Source organism: Shimia aestuarii, from assembly GCF_900114635.1.
GTDB lineage: Bacteria > Pseudomonadota > Alphaproteobacteria > Rhodobacterales > Rhodobacteraceae > Shimia > Shimia aestuarii.
Window position 1 is genome coordinate 1 of the sequence record NZ_FOTQ01000011.1, and the last position, 18,869, is coordinate 18,869.

14 protein-coding genes and 3 pseudogenes are annotated in these 18,869 nt (G+C 59.5%); 11 read left to right on the plus strand and 6 right to left on the minus strand.

Translation table 11 applies throughout. The features are described from left to right. The first annotated feature begins 47 nt into the window (after window positions 1-47). A complete protein-coding gene (locus tag BMZ35_RS18310) occupies window positions 48-758 on the plus strand; it encodes an IS6 family transposase (protein ID WP_093096202.1) in 711 nt (236 codons plus the stop codon). Window positions 759-1,000: 242 nt separating this feature from the next. Here BMZ35_RS18310 and BMZ35_RS18315 read toward each other — a convergent pair whose 3' ends face one another. Continuing rightward, complete coding sequence (locus tag BMZ35_RS18315) at window positions 1,001-3,976, minus strand: Tn3 family transposase (protein ID WP_110680265.1); 2,976 nt, start codon at window positions 3,974-3,976, stop codon at window positions 1,001-1,003. A gap of 134 nt (window positions 3,977-4,110) precedes the next feature. On the opposite strand from BMZ35_RS18315, the gene BMZ35_RS18320 reads away from it, so the two are divergent. From BMZ35_RS18320 to BMZ35_RS18335, 4 genes and pseudogenes are all read left to right on the plus strand, one after another. Next, entirely contained in the window at window positions 4,111-4,671 is a 561-nt protein-coding gene (locus tag BMZ35_RS18320) for a recombinase family protein (RefSeq protein WP_093096427.1), read from the plus strand. A 58-nt stretch (window positions 4,672-4,729) separates the two neighbouring features. Further along, window positions 4,730-5,962 (plus strand): dihydrolipoyl dehydrogenase family protein, encoded by a 1,233-nt coding sequence (locus BMZ35_RS18325; RefSeq protein ID WP_242654852.1) that lies wholly within the window; start codon window positions 4,730-4,732, stop codon window positions 5,960-5,962. A gap of 1 nt (window position 5,963) precedes the next feature. Next, window positions 5,964-6,563, plus strand: coding sequence for an SDR family NAD(P)-dependent oxidoreductase (locus BMZ35_RS18330; protein ID WP_093096213.1), 600 nt, complete (start codon window positions 5,964-5,966; stop codon window positions 6,561-6,563). Window positions 6,564-6,620: 57 nt separating this feature from the next. Then, a pseudogene (locus tag BMZ35_RS18335) lies at window positions 6,621-7,301 on the plus strand (IS6 family transposase). Between the two features lie 69 nt (window positions 7,302-7,370). On the opposite strand, the gene BMZ35_RS18340 reads toward BMZ35_RS18335, so the two are convergent. From BMZ35_RS18340 to BMZ35_RS18355, 4 genes are read right to left on the minus strand one after another with little or no spacing between them, the layout of a single operon-like run. Beyond that, window positions 7,371-8,519 (minus strand): CaiB/BaiF CoA transferase family protein, encoded by a 1,149-nt coding sequence (locus tag BMZ35_RS18340; RefSeq protein WP_093096217.1) that lies wholly within the window; start codon window positions 8,517-8,519, stop codon window positions 7,371-7,373. Further along, complete coding sequence (locus tag BMZ35_RS18345) at window positions 8,516-9,652, minus strand: acyl-CoA dehydrogenase family protein (RefSeq protein ID WP_093096221.1); 1,137 nt, start codon at window positions 9,650-9,652, stop codon at window positions 8,516-8,518. Before BMZ35_RS18345 ends, BMZ35_RS18340 begins: the two co-directional genes overlap by 4 nt. Next, on the minus strand, window positions 9,645-10,820 hold the full coding sequence (locus BMZ35_RS18350; RefSeq protein WP_093096225.1) for a CaiB/BaiF CoA transferase family protein: 1,176 nt from the start codon (window positions 10,818-10,820) through the stop codon (window positions 9,645-9,647). The genes BMZ35_RS18345 and BMZ35_RS18350 overlap by 8 nt, the downstream gene beginning before the upstream one ends. Beyond that, window positions 10,817-11,863 carry a glycoside hydrolase family 88 protein gene (locus BMZ35_RS18355; protein ID WP_093096229.1) on the minus strand — a complete coding sequence of 349 codons (1,047 nt, stop codon included), beginning with the start codon at window positions 11,861-11,863 and terminating at the stop codon, window positions 10,817-10,819. Before BMZ35_RS18355 ends, BMZ35_RS18350 begins: the two co-directional genes overlap by 4 nt. 61 nt (window positions 11,864-11,924) lie before the next feature. Between BMZ35_RS18355 and BMZ35_RS18360 the strand changes: the two genes are divergently transcribed. The 5 genes and pseudogenes from BMZ35_RS18360 to BMZ35_RS18380 all read left to right on the plus strand — a co-directional run bounded on the left by BMZ35_RS18360 (window position 11,925) and on the right by BMZ35_RS18380 (window position 15,897). Continuing rightward, window positions 11,925-12,689, plus strand: coding sequence for a TetR/AcrR family transcriptional regulator (locus BMZ35_RS18360; RefSeq protein ID WP_131814400.1), 765 nt, complete (start codon window positions 11,925-11,927; stop codon window positions 12,687-12,689). 96 nt (window positions 12,690-12,785) lie between these two features. Then, window positions 12,786-12,972, plus strand: a pseudogene (locus BMZ35_RS21135) (IS6 family transposase); the annotation flags it as partial. Between the two features lie 930 nt (window positions 12,973-13,902). Further along, window positions 13,903-13,974: pseudogene (locus tag BMZ35_RS21325) on the plus strand (IS6 family transposase); the annotation flags it as partial. Further along, window positions 13,953-14,672 (plus strand): alpha/beta hydrolase, encoded by a 720-nt coding sequence (locus BMZ35_RS18375; protein ID WP_165610124.1) that lies wholly within the window; start codon window positions 13,953-13,955, stop codon window positions 14,670-14,672. The pseudogene BMZ35_RS21325 and the gene BMZ35_RS18375, both read left to right, overlap by 22 nt. A gap of 202 nt (window positions 14,673-14,874) precedes the next feature. Then, window positions 14,875-15,897, plus strand: coding sequence for a mechanosensitive ion channel family protein (locus tag BMZ35_RS18380; RefSeq protein ID WP_165610125.1), 1,023 nt, complete (start codon window positions 14,875-14,877; stop codon window positions 15,895-15,897). A gap of 131 nt (window positions 15,898-16,028) precedes the next feature. Here BMZ35_RS18380 and BMZ35_RS18385 read toward each other — a convergent pair whose 3' ends face one another. Further along, the gene (locus tag BMZ35_RS18385; protein ID WP_242654853.1) at window positions 16,029-17,108 is read right to left on the minus strand and encodes an AraC family transcriptional regulator; all 1,080 of its coding nucleotides are present in this window, start codon (window positions 17,106-17,108) and stop codon (window positions 16,029-16,031) included. Window positions 17,109-17,284: 176 nt separating this feature from the next. Between BMZ35_RS18385 and BMZ35_RS18390 the strand changes: the two genes are divergently transcribed. Further along, window positions 17,285-18,841, plus strand: coding sequence for an amidohydrolase family protein (locus BMZ35_RS18390; protein ID WP_093096243.1), 1,557 nt, complete (start codon window positions 17,285-17,287; stop codon window positions 18,839-18,841). Window positions 18,842-18,869 lie beyond the last annotated feature (28 nt).

Genomic DNA, 18,869 nt, shown 5'->3' on the forward strand with positions numbered 1-18,869 from the left:
GGCATTGCCAAGTTGTTCGCGTTCTCTTTTTCGCCTAGGTGACAGGGATGAAAATACCATCCGATATGCCGCGTCTTAAAGGCTTCCGTTTTCCGCGCGAGATCATCGCATACGCGGTTTGGGCCTACCATCGCTTCGCCCTGAGCACGGCGGATGTTGAAGACCTGCTGGCCGAACGCGGAGTGATCGTCAGTCGGGAAACTGTCAGGCAATGGGTGAACCGGTTTGGCGCCCACTTTGCAGATTGTGTCAGACGTGACCGCCCGGCAGCGGCGGACAAATGGCACCTGGACGAAGTTGTCGTGCCGATCGGAGGCCTGAAATACTGGCTCTGGCGGGCAGTAGACTCGAACGGCGACGTTCTGGATATTCTCGTCCAACCGCAGCGAAACGCCAAAGCGGCAAAGCGTTTTGTGAAGCGACTGATGGCGCGTTTCGGTGATCCACGCGTTGTGATTACGGACAAATTGCGCAGCTATATCAAGCCAATCCGTGATCTCGCCCCAAATGCGGACCACCGGGCGCACAAGGGATTAAACAACCTCATTGAAGGCTCACATCGGCCGACCCGGAAACGCGAGAAGCTGATGGGGCGTTTCAAATCCCCGCGCCAGGCGCAAAGGTTCCTCGTCGCCCACGACCAGATCAATGTCGTTTTCCGCCCCCGCCGCTACCGAATGTCAGCCAACGCCTACCGCCAGACTAGATCCGACGCTTTCAGTCTGTGGCACGGATATGCAAGCGAAATGAACGCCTGACGACACTGCCTAAGGCTAATCGTGTCCAGTATCAGACAACTTGGCAATGCCTCTCAAATAGTTCGGACCACCCCCCTGACAAGCGATGGCCAGTTGAACACCAAATAGCCGCCCGATTTTTCCCTTTGGCACTGAGCAAAGTCAATTGGAGCTGGCTTTCTGGAGGGCACAGCAATGACCCCATCTGGGGTCACTGCATAAAAGTGACATTATTGTCCGGTTCGCGCGAACGAAACATGAACTCATGCGGCATCGCGAAGATCATTTTTCCGAAGTGGCCTGAGGCGATCTGGGCTGAATGGCGGGTTCATGTTCCAGAGGTAGTCCCCTGTCAATCCGACATGGGCCCAGCCAAGTGGCGCGATGTGTTTGATGATGTCATTCGGGATGGCGACGCCGTTTTTCCTCAGATCAGTGACTGAGGCTTCCAGATACTTGGTGTTCCACAGGATGATGGCGGCGACCAGGAGGTTGAGACCGGATGCTTTGTGGATCTGATGCTCATAGCTGCGATCGCGCATTTCACCGAGTTGGTTGAAGAAGACCCCACGTGCCAGGGCGTTTCGGGCTTCGCCTCTGGCCAGACTTGCGCTGGTTCTTTTTCTCAGTTCCAGGCTGCGCATCCATTCCAGGGCAAAGAGGGTCCGCTCCAACCGCCCCAGTTCGCGCAGGGCAATGGCGAGTCCGTTTTGCCTGGGATAAGCGGACAAGCTTTTAAGGATCGCCGATGCGGTGGTGGTCCCGGCCTTGATGGACGTCGCCAGCCTGAGAATCTCGCGCCAGTTGTCGACAATGTGACCGACCTTGATGGTGCCGCCGATGAAGGGTGTCATGATGGCCGGAGGCTTCATGCCGGGCAGAAGGTACAATTTGCGATCCTTGAAGTTTCGCAAGCGCGGCGCGAAGCGGAACCCCAAGAGATAGCACAGCGCAAAGACATGGTCTGTCGCGCCGCCAGTGTCCACATGATGCTCTTCGATTGCGACACCGGATTGGTGGCGAAGTAGACCATCCAAAACGAAGGGTGCTTCGCTTTCTGTGGCGGTGATGACCGTTGAGTGGAACGGGCTGAACTGATCGGAGATGTGGGTGTAGAACTTGAGACCCGGTGTACGCCCGTATTTTGCGTTGATATCCGCAGAGGCCTCACCGCGGCCACCGGCCCGGAAGAACTGCCCGTCTGAGGATGACGTCACGCCATCCCCCCAGAGTTTGGCCAGCGGGAGTTCGCGGTGCATGTCGACCAAACAGGCCAACGCGCTTGAATATGTTTCCTCACGCAAATGCCAGTCATGAGCCCATGCGATCTGCCGGGCGGACAGATTGTGGGTTGCTGCCGCCATGCGGGATACGCTCAGATTGACACCGTCGGCCAGGACGGCGGCAAACAGCGCCTTTTGATCTTCCGCCGGTCTGCCCGAGCGATAATGGGTGAAGCACTCCGCAAATCCGGTCCAGGCGTTAACCTCCGTCAGCAGGTCGGGGATCTTGATCTGTGGCAATTGCCCATAAACCAGACGGCTCATGGCCGTGGCGGCTTCAGGCGTTTCGTCTTTGATCGGGGTGATGCTCAGGGTGCCACCCTGAATGACGGCATCCGGCAGCGTCCCCGCTTCGGCCCGGGCCGCGACAGTGGCCATGGCCTCCTCAATCTGCTGTTGCCGTTCCGCAAGATAGGTTTCTGCATCCGCCGCGGCGGCGATCGGCAGCGATCCCTCGGTACGCAAGATCTCGAAGGTAGCCTTGGGGATGAGCCGATCATCGAAGTTTCGGCGCTGCCGGCTTCCTTCGACCCAGACATCCCCGGCCCGAAGCCGATCTCGCAATTCGAAATAGACGCACAGCTCGTATGCGCGCCGGTTGATCTCTCCTGGTGCAGAGAAGACAAATGGACGCCAGACCTTCCGAATGAACCCGGTGGGAGGGTTGTCAGGCAGGCTGCGCTTGTTCGTGTTGTACATGATGCGCAAAACATCCACCGCACGAAGAAGGCTGGCGGCACTTGCCGCGCCTTTGAAGGAGAACACCTTTATTATCAGGGGCGCAAACTGACGGGCCGTCTGATATTTTCCGATGAGATCGGAGTATTTGTCGGGCTTTCCGTCTCCCAGGGCAGTTTCAATTGCGGATGTCGCACTCTCGATCTCATCCCAATTGGCGGTGTCCAGCATCCCGTTGAGATCGCCGGTTTGCAGACGGGCCGTCAGGGCTTCACGGCAGAAGTCTTTGAGAGACTGCAAGGGGCGGATGATGTCCATCAGGAGCTGGGACGCTTTGTCGGAACTTTGCTGTTCCGCCCTTCGAAAGCTGCGGCCCAGCAATTTGTCGAACATATCCAGTGCGAGATCGGTGAGCTGTTCTTCCAGCCGCAGGCAGGCGGCCGACAAAACCGCCCACAACCGTGGCACGGCCAAACGGCGCAGGTTTTGCACCGTGATCCGCAAACCTTCCCCGGCCAGACTGTCGAGCGCCGATGTCGAGATGTTTTGACGCAAACTGGCAGGCAGGCCGATTGCTCGAACCACAATCAGGCGATCCAGAACAGCCTTGAGGGATTTGGCGGACGCTGATTTGGGTGCTGCCTTCAACCAACTCAGCGTCGACACCTCGCCTGATTCAGGGGGCGCAATCAGCGCGCGCAGAGTATCGTGGTGATCCGGATGCAGATCTCCGGTCAGAGCGGATATCCTGACATTTTCCGCGCGCTGGATCGCGTGCCTGACAATCAGTTCAACGGTACGACGCGCGGGGACCAGGATACGCCGCCTTCTCAGTTCTTCGATCAGCGAGATTGCCAAAGGCTCTGCCCGCGGGTCTTCTCCTGCAGATGGTGTCAGCCAATGAACAAGTTCCCGTACGAGAGATCTTGTGAAGGCCTGATATCCGAACCGAGCTATGATTTGCCCGATATGTTCGCGTCGCGTTTGCGGGCGCTGATCATAGACCGCCAGATCGGAAGCGCTGGCATCAACCTGATCTGCAAGAAAGGCCAGCATAACGTCGTTGGGCTGTTCTCCAACCTCACGAACCCGCCCGGGATGGCGCAGATAAGCCAATGACACGGCATAGCCCAGACGGGCGGCCGCGGTTCGCTTTCTGGCAACAGCCTCGATCTCGTCCGGGGTAAGCGTGCAATACATCGCAACCTCTCGATCCTCCGAGGGCGGCGCCATCAACCGAGACCAAAAACTTGCCGCCAATAATTGTCGCCGTGCCATAAACTACCCTCTTCCCATCGATGTCCGTGAAACGCTCGTTTGGCGGAGCCTCCCGCGCCGTCCGTCAATATGGCTTGACAACGGGAAGTCGGACAAGTTGATTCATGGACGGGAAAACGGACAAGGCTATCTTCATGGCACGGATAGGATATGCGCGGGTCTCGACGGCGGAGCAAAAACTGGAACCACAGGTGGATGCGCTCAAAGCCGCGGGCTGCGAAACCGTGTTTGAAGATGTGATCTCCGGCGCCAAAGCAGAACGCCCCGGCCTAAATGATGCCCTGACCTTTCTGCGCAGGGGCGACACCCTTGTGGTCTGGAAACTCGATCGCCTGGGCCGATCCATGAAGCATCTGGTGGAAACAGTGGCAGAGCTCGGTGACCGTGGCGTTGGCTTCAGATCTCTGACCGAAGGCGTGGACACGACGACCACCGGAGGCACATTGGTGTTCCATCTGTTCGGCGCGCTCGCCCAGTTCGAACGTGACCTCATAGTCGAGCGGACACAGGCCGGATTGAAGGCAGCCGCAACGCGCGGCAGAAAAGGCGGGCGCAAGCCTGTCGTCACGCCCAAAAAGCTGGAGCAGGCAAAAGCCCATATCAGCGATGGATTGACAGTCCGCGAGGCCGCTGCCCGCCTCAAAATCAGCAAAACCAGCCTCTACAACGCTCTCAGAGACCAGAAAACCGGCTGAAAACGCAAATGTTCTCAGAAAGTTCGCGCGAGCCGGACAATATTGGCACTTTTATGCAGTGACCCCAAAAGCGCTGCTTCATGCGGCCGAGATCATCCATGAGGCGCGCCATGGCGGCGATTGGGGGATTTCCACCGGCAAGGTGGCTGTCGATCTCGATGCGCTGCGCGCCAAGAAGGACGGGATCGTCGGGCAGTTGACCGGCGGGCTTGTCGGGCTGGCCAAGCGGCGCAAGGTTGAGGTGGTGCGGGGCACAGCAAAATTCACCGGCGCGCAAAGCCTGGAGATTGACGGGAAGGCCTGGACATTCGATCAGGCGGTGATCGCAGTGGGCTCGGCCCCGGTGCGCCTGCCCGGCTGGCCCGATGACGACCGCGTCTGGGATTCGACCGCCGCGCTGGAATTGCGCGAGGTGCCCAAAAGGCTGGCGATTGTCGGTGGCGGTATCATCGGGTTGGAAATGGCGACGGTCTATGCCGCGCTCGGGGCAGAGGTAACCGTGGTCGAGTTCATGGACCAGATCGCCCCCGGCGCCGATGCCGAGGCGGTACGCATCCTGCATGCGGCGCTGGAGGCCGAGGGCATCACCCTCCACACCGGCACCAAGGTCGCCTCGGTCAAACCCACGAAGGCCGCGCTGGTGCTGACTTGCGAAGGGGCCTTTGAGGGCGAGATCAGGGCCGACGCCGCGATCCAGGCGGTGGGACGCAGCGCCAATGGCGGCAAGATTGCCGCCGAGACGGCAGGCGTCGAGGTCACCGAGCGGGGCATCATCCCGGTCGATGCCTCCTGCCGTACCGCCAACGACACTGTCTTTGCCATAGGCGACGTCACCGGCAACCCGATGCTGGCGCACCGCGCCACCCATCAGGGTCATGTTGCCGCCGAGGTGGCCAGCGGTCACGCAGCGGCGCTCGATACCGATCTGATCCCCTCGGTGGCCTATACCAGCCCAGAACTCGCCTGGGCGGGCCTGACCCCGACGCAAGCCAAAGAACGCGGCATTGCCCACAAACTCGCAAGCTTTCCCTGGGCGGCCAGCGGACGGAACCTGTCCACCGGTGGTGGCGACGGGCTGACCAAGCTGGTCTATTGCCCCGACAGCCACCGCGTTCTGGGTGCCACCATCGTTGGCCGCAATGCAGGCGAGCTTTTGGCCGAATGCGTGCTGGCGATCGAGATGGGCGCGACACTGGAGGACATCGCGCTCACCGTGCATGCCCACCCGACACTGTCCGAGACCGTCGCCTTCACCGCCGAACGGGCGCTTGGCACCCTGACGGACCTTTGACATGCCCGGTCCAGCCATTGATCTGAGCGGCAAGACGGCACTGGTCACCGGTGCCAGCCGTGGCATTGGCCGGGCGATTGCACTGGTGCTGGCGCAATGCGGCGCGCGGGTCATCGGCGTGGGCACGTCAATAGAACGCGACGATCAGGGTCCCGAGGCCGAGATCGCGGCGGCGGGCGGGGTTTTCCGGGGTTTGTCCTGTGATCTCGCGGACCGCGATCAGATCGACGCGATGATTGCGCGGCTTGATGCCGAAGACACACAAGTCGATATCCTGATCAACAATGCCGGGATCATCCGGCGAGAAGAGGCGGCAAACCACAGCCTTGAAGACTGGGATGCGGTCATGGCCGTCAACCTCGATGCCGTTTTCCACCTGACCCGCGCCTTCGGTCAGCGCATGCTGGAGCGCGGTCATGGCAAGATCGTCAACGTCGCCTCGGTGCTGTCCTTTCAAGGTGGCATATTGGTCCCCGGCTATGCCGCGAGCAAAGGCGCGGTGGCGCAACTGACCCGTGCCTTCGCCAATGAATGGGCGGCGCGGGGCGTGAATGTGAACGCGGTCGCCCCCGGGGATCTGTCGCAAACTTTGTGCCATTGACGCTCAAGAACGCAGAGAGTGAATAGCGGCCGATGTAATTCAGCCGAAAGCCAGGCCATGATCTCCTTTAAAGGCGCACAATATCCCAAGGATGTGATCCTCTTTGCTGTGTTCTTCTACCTTCGATACGGCGTGTCGTACCGTGACCTTGAAGAAATCATGTCCGAGCGCGGCGTTGCGGTAGATCACACGACGCTGAACCGTTGGGTGACAAAATACGCTAGTGCAATTGCCGATGTTGCGCGCTGACGAAAGGGACTGTGCGACCGTTCTTGGAGAATGGACGAGACTTATATCAAGGTGAAAGGCAACTGGGTCTATCTCTATCGAGCCGTTGACAAGCACGGCAAAACGCTTGATTTCATGCTTTCCCAGCGACGAAACAAACCGGCTGCGACAAAGTTCTTCGCCAGGATGCTGGAGGTCAACGGGCTTCCGAGGAAGATTGTCATCGACAAAAGCGGAGCTAACACGGCTGGCATCAAAGCCATAAACAAGATGTTGAAAGGCTTTGGTTGTCCGATCCCAATCGAGATGGTCAGGCGGAAGTATCTGAATAACATCGTGGAACAAGACCATCGCTTCATCAAGAGACGCACTCGGCCGATGTTAGGGTTCAAGGCCTTCGCTTCAGCGGCGGCTACACTGGACGGGATCGAAGTGGCGCACATGATCCGCAAAGGTCAGCTCACGCCCGGAATCTGTCCGTTTCGTCAGTTTGCGGAACTGGCGGCATGAGCCGCGGGTTCGGTGTCAATTCTTCGGTCAGTAAGAAACTTTGCAACAGATCCCATGTCAGGGCTTCTATTATTTTGGGCTGTGCAGCCAGTTCAGTATCTCAGCCCTGTCGGCATCCAGCGCAGGCGGGCCGTGGCGCAATTGCGCAGGGTTGTCAGACAATTTCAGTGGATTACCAACCAAACGCGCGTTTTGCCCGTCGGGCAGAGGCGCGTTGATGAGCAGTCCACTGGCTTCTATTTGCGGATGCGCCAGCGCTTCGGCTAGACTCTGCGCGGGTTGGCAGAGCAGGTCTTCGGCTGAAACACGGCGGTGGGCCTCGGCGGTGGTCAGTTCAAGAAACGCGCCGCTCAGCAGGTCGCGGATTTCGTCGCGGTGGATGCGCTGTTGGTCCGGCGTCGCCAGATGCTCAGCAGTGCTGGCATCGGGTAGGCCCAATGCTTTGCAGAGGGATTGCAGCGGATTGGGGCGGAAGAAACCCAACACGGTCAAATAGCCGTCGCTGGTTTTAAAAACAAAATTCGCGGCCAGGTCGAACCACTTGGTCGTGACCCCATGCATCAGGGTCGTTGCGGCCTCAAGGCTCTGGATCGCCATCGCGGTGTCGAGCAAGTTGATCGCAACTCTTTGCCCCTTGCCCGTACGCTCTCGATTTAGCAACGCCAGCAAGATACCCTGAGCCAACGTCTGCCCCGAGGCATAATCAATGGCCGGCGGGTTGACGAAACTGGGGGCGCCACCGCTCGACGCGCTTTCGCGCGCCATGCCAGACAGCGACTGGATAATCAGATCCTGCCCGCCTGCCTTGGCCAGCGGGCCAGTATCACCATAGCCCGAGGCCCAGGCATAGATCAGCCGGGGATTGCGCGCGTGCAGGGCGTCATAGCCAATGCCCAACCGCTCGGCCACACCTGGGCGGAAGTTGTGAATGAGGACATCCGCCCGATCCAGCAGCGCCTGCAACGTCTCGGCGTCCTCGGGTTTTTTGGCGTCCAGAGCGATAGAGCGCTTGTTCCGGTTGGTGGCCGCGAAATGGCTGCTCATCATGCCCTTGGCGGTCGACGCAGGGTCAGAGCCTCGCAATGCCTCCCCGGTGCCCGCGCGCTCGATCTTGATCACGTCGGCGCCGAAATCGCCGAGGACCTGCGCCGCCAGCGGCCCTTGGAACACTTCGCTCATGTCGATGACGAGAAGCCCGTCGAGTACTTGGTTGCTCATGCTTGACCACCTTCGCTCAGCAACGCCTTGGCAATGATCAGGCGCTGGATTTCGTTTGTGCCCTCGTAGATTTGAGTGATCTTGGCGTCACGCATCATGCGCTCTACCGGGACACCACGTAGATAGCCGTAGCCGCCGTGGAGTTGCACCGCATCAACGGCCACCGACATCGCGGCATCCGAGCAAGCAGCCTTGGCCATTGACGCCAGGCTGCGCGCCTGCGGATCGCCGCGCATCGCGAAATCGACTGCGCGATAAAGCAACGCGCGCGCGCTTTCGACCCGTATGGCCATATCGCCGATCTTTTCTTGGATCAGCTGGTAGCGCGCCAGCAGTTTGCCCTGCGATTTTCGCTCTTTGACATAGGAGGCGGCCTGATCCAGCGCGCCCTGGGCGACGCCAAGCGCCTGACCTGCGATCACCGGGCGTGAATGGGTGAGCGAGAGGCCCATGCGCGCCAAGCCGCCACTGCGGTCTCCGACAATGCGGTCCAGCGGGATGCGGCAATCGTCAAAAATCACATCGGATGTGGGCGAACCGCGCAGGCCCATCTTGTCTTCGGGTGGACCAAAGCAGATGCCGGGGTCGTCGGCGTTGACCATGAAAATGGCGAAATCTTCGTCCAGCCGGGCAACGACCAGATACCAGTGGGCCCAGCTGCCGTTGGTGATGAAACGTTTTGTGCCATTGAGCACCCAGCAATCGTCCTGCTCGACGGCGCGTGTTGTCATGCCGGCCATGTCGGTGCCGCCTTGCGGCTCGGTGATGCACCATGCGGTGCGCAGTTCGCCTGCGGCAACGGGCGGGATGATGGCCTGTTTCAATTCAGCCGAACCAAACCGCACAAGCGGATCAAGCGTGCCCCAAGCCGCGGTCATGGTCAGTGCGGACGCCGAACAGACCCGCGCCATTTCCTCGACCGCGATTACTTGTGCCATCAAATCCCCGCCGCCGCCGCCATATTCCTCGGGCAGGCCGAGGCCGAGCAGTTCGTTTTCGCGAAAGATTTCGAATTGCGCATCGGGCGGGCCGCCGGTCTTGTCCAGATCCACGGCCAGTGGTTCGATCTTGTCGCAAGCGATACGGCGCACCATGTCGCGAAAAGCCTCGTATGTATCCCAGGATTCACTCATTGTTTTCATTGCTCCCTGTTGGTTTTTTTGGCCGGCGTGGGGGCCATTGCAGACTGCGTGAGGTGGCGGCGCCGTTGCCTTTGAGCACGGCGCCAACCGTGTCGGCAGACAAGCCTGCCGCGATCAGCACGGCTTCTGTGCGGTCGGTCATGTCGCGTGGGGGCGGGGGCTGGTCATCGCCGTCAAAACGTGGCGCCAGCGGAACAGTGCCGGGGGCGCGGGTCAGGCGGTGGGCGATCTGCGCATCATTACGCACTTCGTCGGGGGCCAGAACCGGGGTGACACAGGCGTCGGCACCTTCGAAAACCGCTGTCCACTCGGCGCGGTTTCGGCTGGCAAATGCTCGAGCAAAGCGCGCCTCAAGCGCGGGCCATATGTCGGGATCCATATAGTTGGGCATGGGGTCGTCAAACTCCAGCCCTTTCCACAAATTGGTGAAAAACGCGGGTTCGAGCGCGCCCACGGCCATATAGCCGCCGTCTGCGCATTCATAACAGCGGTAAAAAGGTGCCCCGCCGTCGAGCAGCCCTTTTCCGCGCGCTGGCATGAAATCGGTGCCCCACATTTCGGCATGCATGGCCATCATCGACAGACACCCGTCGACCATGGTGGCGTCGATCACGCGGCCTTTGCCAGTGCGGACGCGTTCGGTCAGCGCGGCTAGGATGCCGATTACTGCGAACAGGCTGCCACCACCGAAATCCGCAACCAGATTCAACGGAACCGACGGCGGCGCATCAGGCGGACCCATTGCGCCCAAAACGCCCGAAACCGCGAGGTAGTTGATGTCGTGTCCGGCCTCTTGCGCGCGCGGTCCGTCCTGTCCGTATCCGGTGAGCGAGCAGTAAACCAAGCGCGGGTTCAGGGCGCATAGTTCATCTGCTCCGGCACCGATGCGGGCGGCGACGCCGGGGCGGAACCCTTCGACCAGAACGTCGGCGTGGCGCGCCAGATGGTGCAACGCATCGCGGCCTTCGGGCGATTTCAGATCAAGGCGGATCAGCGTCTTGCCCCGCGCGACAACAGGCGCGACGCTCGCATCACTGCCGGCACCGACGGTAATGACTTCGGCACCCATGTCGGCCAACAACATTGTGGCATATGGACCGGGGGCAAGTCGCGACAGGTCGAGAACACGGATTCCGGACAAAGGGCGCGGTGCGGTCATTTCGCGCCCTCGCCTCCCGCAAGTCCGAGCAGTTCGTATGCGGCCAGAATGAAAAAGCCCTGCCCAAAAGGCGCAGAAGCAAAAGGCACTCCTGGCCCGCCGGGAGGAATGGCAACACCCGGCACCATGCCGTCCGCGCGCACCGATCCGGCGACGACGTTGAAGGCGCGCCAGGCGCTATCCAACCAGTTGTCATAAAGCAGGCCCAATCGGACGGCCTTGGCCACGGAATAGGCATAGATCAGGGTCGCCGAGGCCTCTTTCTTGCTGCCAGGTCCATCTATGATGTGGCGGAAAAAGCCCGACCGATCCTGATACTTCGCCATCTCACGCAAGGCGCGCATTCCGGTTTCGGCGATAAAGTCACGGGCTGGGTGGGGGCCCATCATTTCGAGCAAGTCCACAGTCACAGCAGTCAACCAGCCATTCCCGCGCGCCCAGAAGGTCGATTGCGGATAGTGGTTGGGCACCTCGCACCAGGCGTGGCGGGAAAGGCCGGTGAACGGATCGACCAGTCTTTCAATCGCGACGCGGTGTTGCAGGACCGCTTCTTCCAGATAGCTTGGATCCTCTTTGATCTGGCCGTAGGACACAAGAAACGGGGTCATCATATAGACCATATCGATCCAGAGTTCCGGCCCTTCGCCACGCGACCAGAATCCGCCGCCCGACGTGCGCGGTGAATTCATCAGCGCCTGCATCTGCAAATCGGCGGCCTCAAGATAGGCGGTATTGCCGGTGCGTTTGTAATATTCCAGCAAGGGCCGTGCGAGGCTGCTGGTCAGGGATGCGATAGGTGTGAAAGTCTTGATGTGACCTGGCAATCCATCGACGGCGTCGGAATAGTTCAGGTTGCCGTCGCTATTCTGTGTCGCGACCGAGCGCGCAATGATGCGTTCGGCCTTTTGCACCGCTTCGGGGTCGTTCCACGTCAGGATGGCCGTCAGGGCAATTGATTTTTCCCAAACATCCCGCTCTTCGGTGTTGTGCAGCGCGAAATCCGTGACGCGGCCGACGAGTTCTCTGATTTGTGAGTGTTCCATAATGTCCTCCGCAGCAAGGCGTTGCCTCGATATTTACATACCTTCGCGTAGGTAGGTAAAATTGCACTGGTGCGTCTGTCAAGCATCTTGGCGGTTCGGAGGCGGACTGATTATGGGGTCACAGGCGGCATACGAGGTGCTAAATCAGGATCAGCATGCCCCGGCGTGCCATCAGGCCGAGGAGAAAAGACACGTGCCCCAGCAAGCAAGAAAAAGAACCAAGCATGAGATTTCCCGCGACAAAAGCATCAGCCTGATCAAGGACGCGACCACCGACCTGTTCATCGAACGCGGCTATCACAATTGCCATATCGAGGCGATCGCGCGGGCGCTGGGTATGACCAAGGGCGCGGTTTATCATTACTTCGCGTCCAAGGATGAGATTATTCTGTCCTTGCTGCAGGACATCGACACGCGCATCTTTGAAGCTCTTGACCGCGTAGAAGGCAATTCGACACCAACGGCAACCCAGAGACTGTTGGCGTTTCTCCATGCGCAGGCTGCTTATGCCGTGCAAAACCCGAAAGCGTTCACCATGCTGGTGCTGTGCTCCTTCAGCTTTGCGGGTGACGACAGCCCTGTTGCAGAGTGTGTTCGTGCCATTTTTGAGCGACAGGAAACGATCATCGGAGAGATCTTGGCTGAGGGCGTGGCGAGCGCGGAATTCGCGCGCGACATCGTCCCGGCCACGCTGGCGCGCAGCATCGTTGGGGCCTATGCGGGCAATGTGGTGGCTTGGCAGCGAAGCGGTTTCGACCCTGCGGTGGGCCGTGCATTGGTGGCCGAACTGCGCGCAATGATCTTGGCCCGGATCCGACCGACCTGACTTTTCATGGAGGTTCTGGCGATTTTCGCGGCCCAGAGGGGCGGTGTCAGAAGGAATCCGGTTGAGACCGGCAAGGCGGTCTCGTAGCTTCTCTGCATGTCGAAACGTGATCCGTTCAAATACTTCCACAGCAGCCCAGAGATCATTCGTCTGGCGGTCATGCTGTACGTCAGATTTCCCCCTGTCATTGCGCAATTTCGAGGATCTGCTTCACGAGCGCGGCGTCGATGTCAGCCACGAAACGATCCGGTTCTGGTGGCAAAGGTTTGGCCCAATTTTTGCGTCCTAGATCAGAAAACGGCGGATTGAAGGGATGAAATCCAGCCGCAGTGGGGTTGGCATATGGACGAAAGTGTGCCGCGAGGCTCCGGCATATGATGCGGGTGCAGAGCTGCACGAAAGATGAAGGGAGGCCCCTCGAAGCCGGCCGTCAGGGGCAGGCTTCAAACCACTGCAAGCTGCGACGGTAAAGAGCCGTGGTGGTGAGCGTTGTAGAAAAGGCGGGCTTCGAGCCCGTCAGGTGCGGTCTGGAGAGACGAGCGTAAGCGAACCGCTGATAAAGTGTCGAAAAGTGCAAGATGATGGCGAAACCGGGGGGAATTCGTTAACTTGGGACGAGGCTGGGGGGCAACCTGATTTTTGCCCAGATGGCATCCGGCATGAAGGCGGCGTGACCCTTGATCAGTCTTTCGTGTGGAACGCGGGAACCTGTCGCCCCGATGACAAGCGAGAAACCCAAGCAGGCAGACCCTGTGAGGGTGAGATTACCGATGCGGGGCACAGGGGCGGAGCAACCGGTAGTGGTGATGAAGGTCCTGTAATGGGGCTGGAGCGAATGGGTTGCGTTGTTCAGCTCTGGAGCGGGGATAACCGGCGACGGGAGGATCCTCGTGAATAGGGCAAAGCCATATGCTTTTCCGAAAAGGGAGGTATGGAACGCATACAAGCGGGTTAGAGCCAACCAGGGAGCGGTTGGCGTTGACGGCCAGACGATTGCGGACTTCAAGGCTGATCTTTTGAACAATCTCTACAAGCTCTGGAATTGGCTGTAGTCGGGTAGCTACTTTCCGCCTCCGGTGCGGCGGGTCGATATCCCGAAGAGCGATGGCAAGACACGGCCGCTGGGCATACCCACGGTTGCGGACCGCATCGCCCAGATGGTGGTCAAACATCATCTGGAACCGCAGGTGGATCCCAAATTCCACCCGGATTCCTAACCAGCCGACAGAATTTCAAGCTCAACCGCGCCGCCGCTCTCGCCGAGTGGCGCGATCTCTGCGCGGCGAAAGAGACAAACGTTCAACCCTTCGTGAGACCGGTTCTCATCGTTCTGACAGGGCCTTCGTCGAGGATACGGGATATGATGGTGTTCCATTGCTGTTCTCATGGGCCTCCGACGGGCGTCTCACGAGCTATGTCTACGACATCAACAGTGCCCTGATCGCCCGCGATGCAATCTATGAAGTCGCAAGCACACTGGGTCGATCATCATTCGACACCATAGAAATCGTGGCCCATTCCATGGGCAACTTTCTCACCATGGAAGCGCTCCGGACCGGTGTTCAACAAAAGCTTTTCGATTCAACCGGGAAGCTTGCGAACATCATCCTGGCGTCCCCTGACATCGACTACGATCTGTTTGCGGCACAGGTGCGTTCCATTCCACCAGAGAAGCGCCGGTTCTTCGTTCTCATTTCCGATGATGACCAGGCATTTCGCCTGTCGGAATTTCTCTCGCGCCGTCCGAGGGTCGGCAATATCGATGCGGATCGACTGACCAGACTTGGCGTAAACGTCATTGATCTGAGCGAGGTGAAGGATAAAAGCTCGATCCATCACACGAAATTCAGCGAAGCGCCCGAAGTGGTGCAACTTCTCGGAACGCGCATCTTGGCCGGAGACAGTTATTCCAACAACGAACCGACCTTGCTGGGCGAAGTGATTGTCTTCGGAGCCGGTGGCGCCCTGGAGATCATCAAGTGAGCGGATGACACAAATAGCACTTTCGGTGATTGGGGGCGATGTGTGCCATCGCAGTCTGAGTGACGCAACTTGCCCAGGTCAATCCGCAGGACGATCCGATGGTTGACCTTGATTGCCAGAAGCGACAAAGCTCACCCATACCGGATGCGGATCAAAGTGTGGTTGACCGAACGTCGCCGTGCAAATGAATGGAGATATCATCTTGGCTGACACCACCTTGGTATACCTGATGGGCGAAACGCTCCTGACCGTGGTATTGCCCATCCTCATGCTCGTGATTTGGGCGCTCGCAGTCCGCTTTCGCATGCTGCGTGGAGTCTTGGGTAAGTACCCCTTTACGAGCGCGATCATCGAGATTGCGTTGGTTCTGACGGGGAGCTGGAGCCTTGGAACAGCAGCCGAGATCTTTCGCGACACTCTCTTGTCCGATCAAACGCAGACTCGGCCGGGGATGTTGGTCAGGCTTGCTATGTACCTTGCCATTTCCTTCAGCGTCGCGAGGCTTGTGGAAGCGGCGGCCGTCTCGCGGGAGCGTCATGGGCGCGGCGATGGCCTCTCGCGGCTTTCCCGAACATTTCTGCATGGGGTCTGTGTCCTTGCCGGCCTGCTCGTCTTCTTCGCCGCGAACGATTTTCCGCGGCTGACGGTGGTCGTCGGAGGTTTCGCTGCGGTCCTCGCCTTCGCGCTGCGGCAGACGCTTACGGACATCGTCGCCGGGGCGGCACTGTCGATAGAACATCCCTTCAAACGCCGTGATTGGGTAATGCTGGAGGACGGCACCGTCGCTCAGGTTGTCGACATGGATTGGCGGGCAACGCATCTTCGGGGCTGGGATCGCGCGATCTTCCTCGTTCCGAATGCGCAACTGGCAAGTCAGTGTCTGCGGATTCTTCCGAAGCCGGGCGAGCTTTACGCGGAAACCTACACAATCCTTGTTTCCGGTGACGAGGACCCGAAGCGCGTGAAGTCCCTTCTGGAGGAGGCGGCCCGAGAATCTGAGACCCTTCTGACCCGTCCAGCCCCCGTGATCCGGCTGGCCGACGCTTCGTCACTCCCCTACCGCTATTCGCTGTGGGTGCACTTCGACGGCTACATGGCGAGCTTTGCAGGGCGTGAGGAGCTTTTCTCTAACACCCACAAGATGTTCGCCGAGGCGGGCATACAGGTGACGACCGAGATTCAGGATGTTCGGGTCGAGCGGAAGCGCTCTACAATTCGTCCTTGATGCCGTGGCGCCGTTCGTTGCTTCAGTGACCCCCCGGATATCCTCCACCCGATGCGAAAGTCCGGGTGGGCTAGAGGGCCGGATGGCGAAGTGCCATGAAGGGTACGATCGGTGCATCAGTGCGTTAGGGCTCATCCTTTACGGTTCGTTCTGGTACTGGACCCGGATCCGTTATCCACAACTTGGGCATCCGGATCCGATTTGGATTCGGCCCGAAAACCTGTGGGCGTCTTGCCGGTCCATCGCCTGAATGCCCTGTCGAGGGCGGCCGGGCCGGAGAGGCCTACCTGAAGGGCGATTTGCGAGATGGGTAGCGTTGTGTTCGAGAGGAGGTCTTCGCTGACGCTCTGGCGCACGTCGTCTTTCATCTGGCTGAAGGAGGTGCCCTCTGCCTGCAAGATGCGCTGTACACGACGAGGATGCAGGCCACAGAGCGCGGCAAATCCATCAAGAGATGGATCGTGGTGCGCGATGTTATCCGCAAGCACGCTGCGAAGATAGCAAAGGGTTGCTTCGCTGCCGCTGGCGCCGCCGGTCGCGAATTCCCCTCGTGGCGCTTCCACAGGGTCCCAGTCCAGCGAGAATGAAGCCCAAAGCCATTGCGGCGGAAATGAAATCCTCAAGCCGTCGATCTGGGATGTGATAAGCGCCTGTTTCGGCAGAAACCCCGGCGGAAGACCTGCGGTGCTCGGCACAGTGACGAGGAAGTCATTGGGGTTGAAAGTGTCACCGATACCCAGCCTGATCACGGTCACGTAGAAGGCGGCGCTGACAGCATCCACTTGACTTGATGGCTTCGACACCCTGATCGTGCGCTGAACCTCCAAGCTTGCAACGTCGGGTGAAACGAATAAGGAATACTTTACATTGTCGACTTGCTTCGAAACTTCCACCACCACTTGGGAGAGGAAATCTCCCAAGGTGCGAGCCTGGCGCGCCGCGTCCCGGAGCCCGGGCGTCCCCTTCCGGGCGGTTTCGATGGCCACCGTTGCGCAAAAATGTGGGTCGCCGAGCGTTTCGGCCATGTCCTCAATGGCCGCATAAAGGGCGGTCGCCTCAATCAGCATTGCGGGATCGGTCAGCGCGCGGCGCGGAATCCTGTAGCGGGCAAGGACAGCTTCTATATCGCCGCCCCGCAAGGTGAATGCCTTGGCGAGCGGGAACAACGTCAACACTGCCCGGGTGAACTTCGGTGTAGATGGTTTGCTCATCCGGACTCCTTGTCTCATCTTTCAACGGATTACCCAACGCGACTAGATTGTGCCACCGCTGGCATTAGATGCAAAGACTTGACCTCGCGGGCAGTGTAGCTTTTGGGCTAGTCACGAACAGATTCTGGCGTCATGTGCTCGGCGCCCGTGACCTCTGTCAGCCCAGGAGCCTGTCAATGCTACGAACAAGGACTTTGGGAGCCGCCACGATGGTGGCTCTGCTGTTGTCGACTACGGCCGTGCTGGCGAATGACATCGTCATAGCGGGCGGTCGCGTCATCGACCCTGAAACCGGTCTCGATGCCATTCGCAACGTCGCCATCGAGGGCGACAGGATCGTGGCGATCAGTGAATTTCCGCTGGCGGGTGATGTGGTGATCGACGCCACCGGCCACGTCGTATCTCCGGGCTTCATCGATCTGCATTCCCATGGCCAGAACATCGGCGACTATCGGATGCAGGTCATCGAGGGCGTCACCACGGCGCTGGAGCTTGAATCCGGCATTGTGCCGGTCAGCGACTGGTATGAGGATCAGGCCACGAAGAAACTGCCGATGAACTATGGCGCGTCCGCAGGCTGGACCCACAGCCGGATTGCGACCTTCAGCGATACCGATCCCTTGGCCACGGCGGCGTTTTTCACGGATGCGCAGGGCCGCACCGACTGGAAGCAGGACATCGCCAGCCCGGAACAATCCGTGCGCATCATGTCTCTGCTCGAACAGGGCCTGAAGGACGGTGCGCTCGGTATCGGCGTCAACGCTGGCTATGCGCCGGGTTTTGGACACAAAGAGTATTACGCGCTGGCCGAACTGGCCAAGAAATACAATGTCCCGACCTATACCCATGTGCGCTATGCCAGCAACACCGAGCCGCAAAGCTCGTTCGAGGCGATCCAGGAGCTGATCAGCCTCGCCGCCATCACCGGCGCGCACATGCATCTGTGCCACATCAATTCGACCTCGCTGTCGGACATCAAGGCCACGATGGCGCTGGTGGAAAAGGCGCAGGCCCAGGGCATCAACGTCACGACCGAGGCCTATCCTTACGGCGCAGCCAGCACCGTGGTCGGCGCGGCCATGTTCAGCGGCCCGGATTGGCGCGACCGAATGGACTCGACCGCCAACAACTTCCAGCTTGGCGCGGATCGGATGACCGAGGACGAACTGGCTGACTATAAGGCCAACAAGCCCGGCACCTTCATCGTCTGGCATTTCCTGGACGAGGAAGATCCCGCGGCCCTCTCTTTGCTGGACGTTTCGGTGACGAATCCCGCGACAGCGATCGCCTCGGATTCCGTGCTCTGGTCCTATTTCGATGAAAACGGCAACATTCTGCTATACGAAGGCGATGAATGGCCGTTGCCCGACAATGTGTTCAGCCATCCGCGGTCAACAGGCACGTATACCAAGATCCTGCGGTCCTATGTGCGCGAACGCGGGGTATTGTCGCTTTCCGAAGCGATCCGAAAGATGTCGCTGCTACCCGCGCAGACACTGGAAGACAGCGTGCCGCAAATGCGCACCAAGGGTCGGCTTCAAGTGGGCATGGACGCTGATATCGTTGTCTTCGATCCCGCCACGGTCTCTGACCTGGCTACCTTCGAGAACGCCAATCGACCGACCGTGGGCGTGCAAACCGTGATCGTGAACGGCGGCTTCTCGGTGCGCGATGGCGAGCTGGTGCTGGACGCTCCCAATGGCAGGGCGATCCGTAATACGGTGGTGAACTGAAACTCTTCCAAACGGATAGAAAGCAACC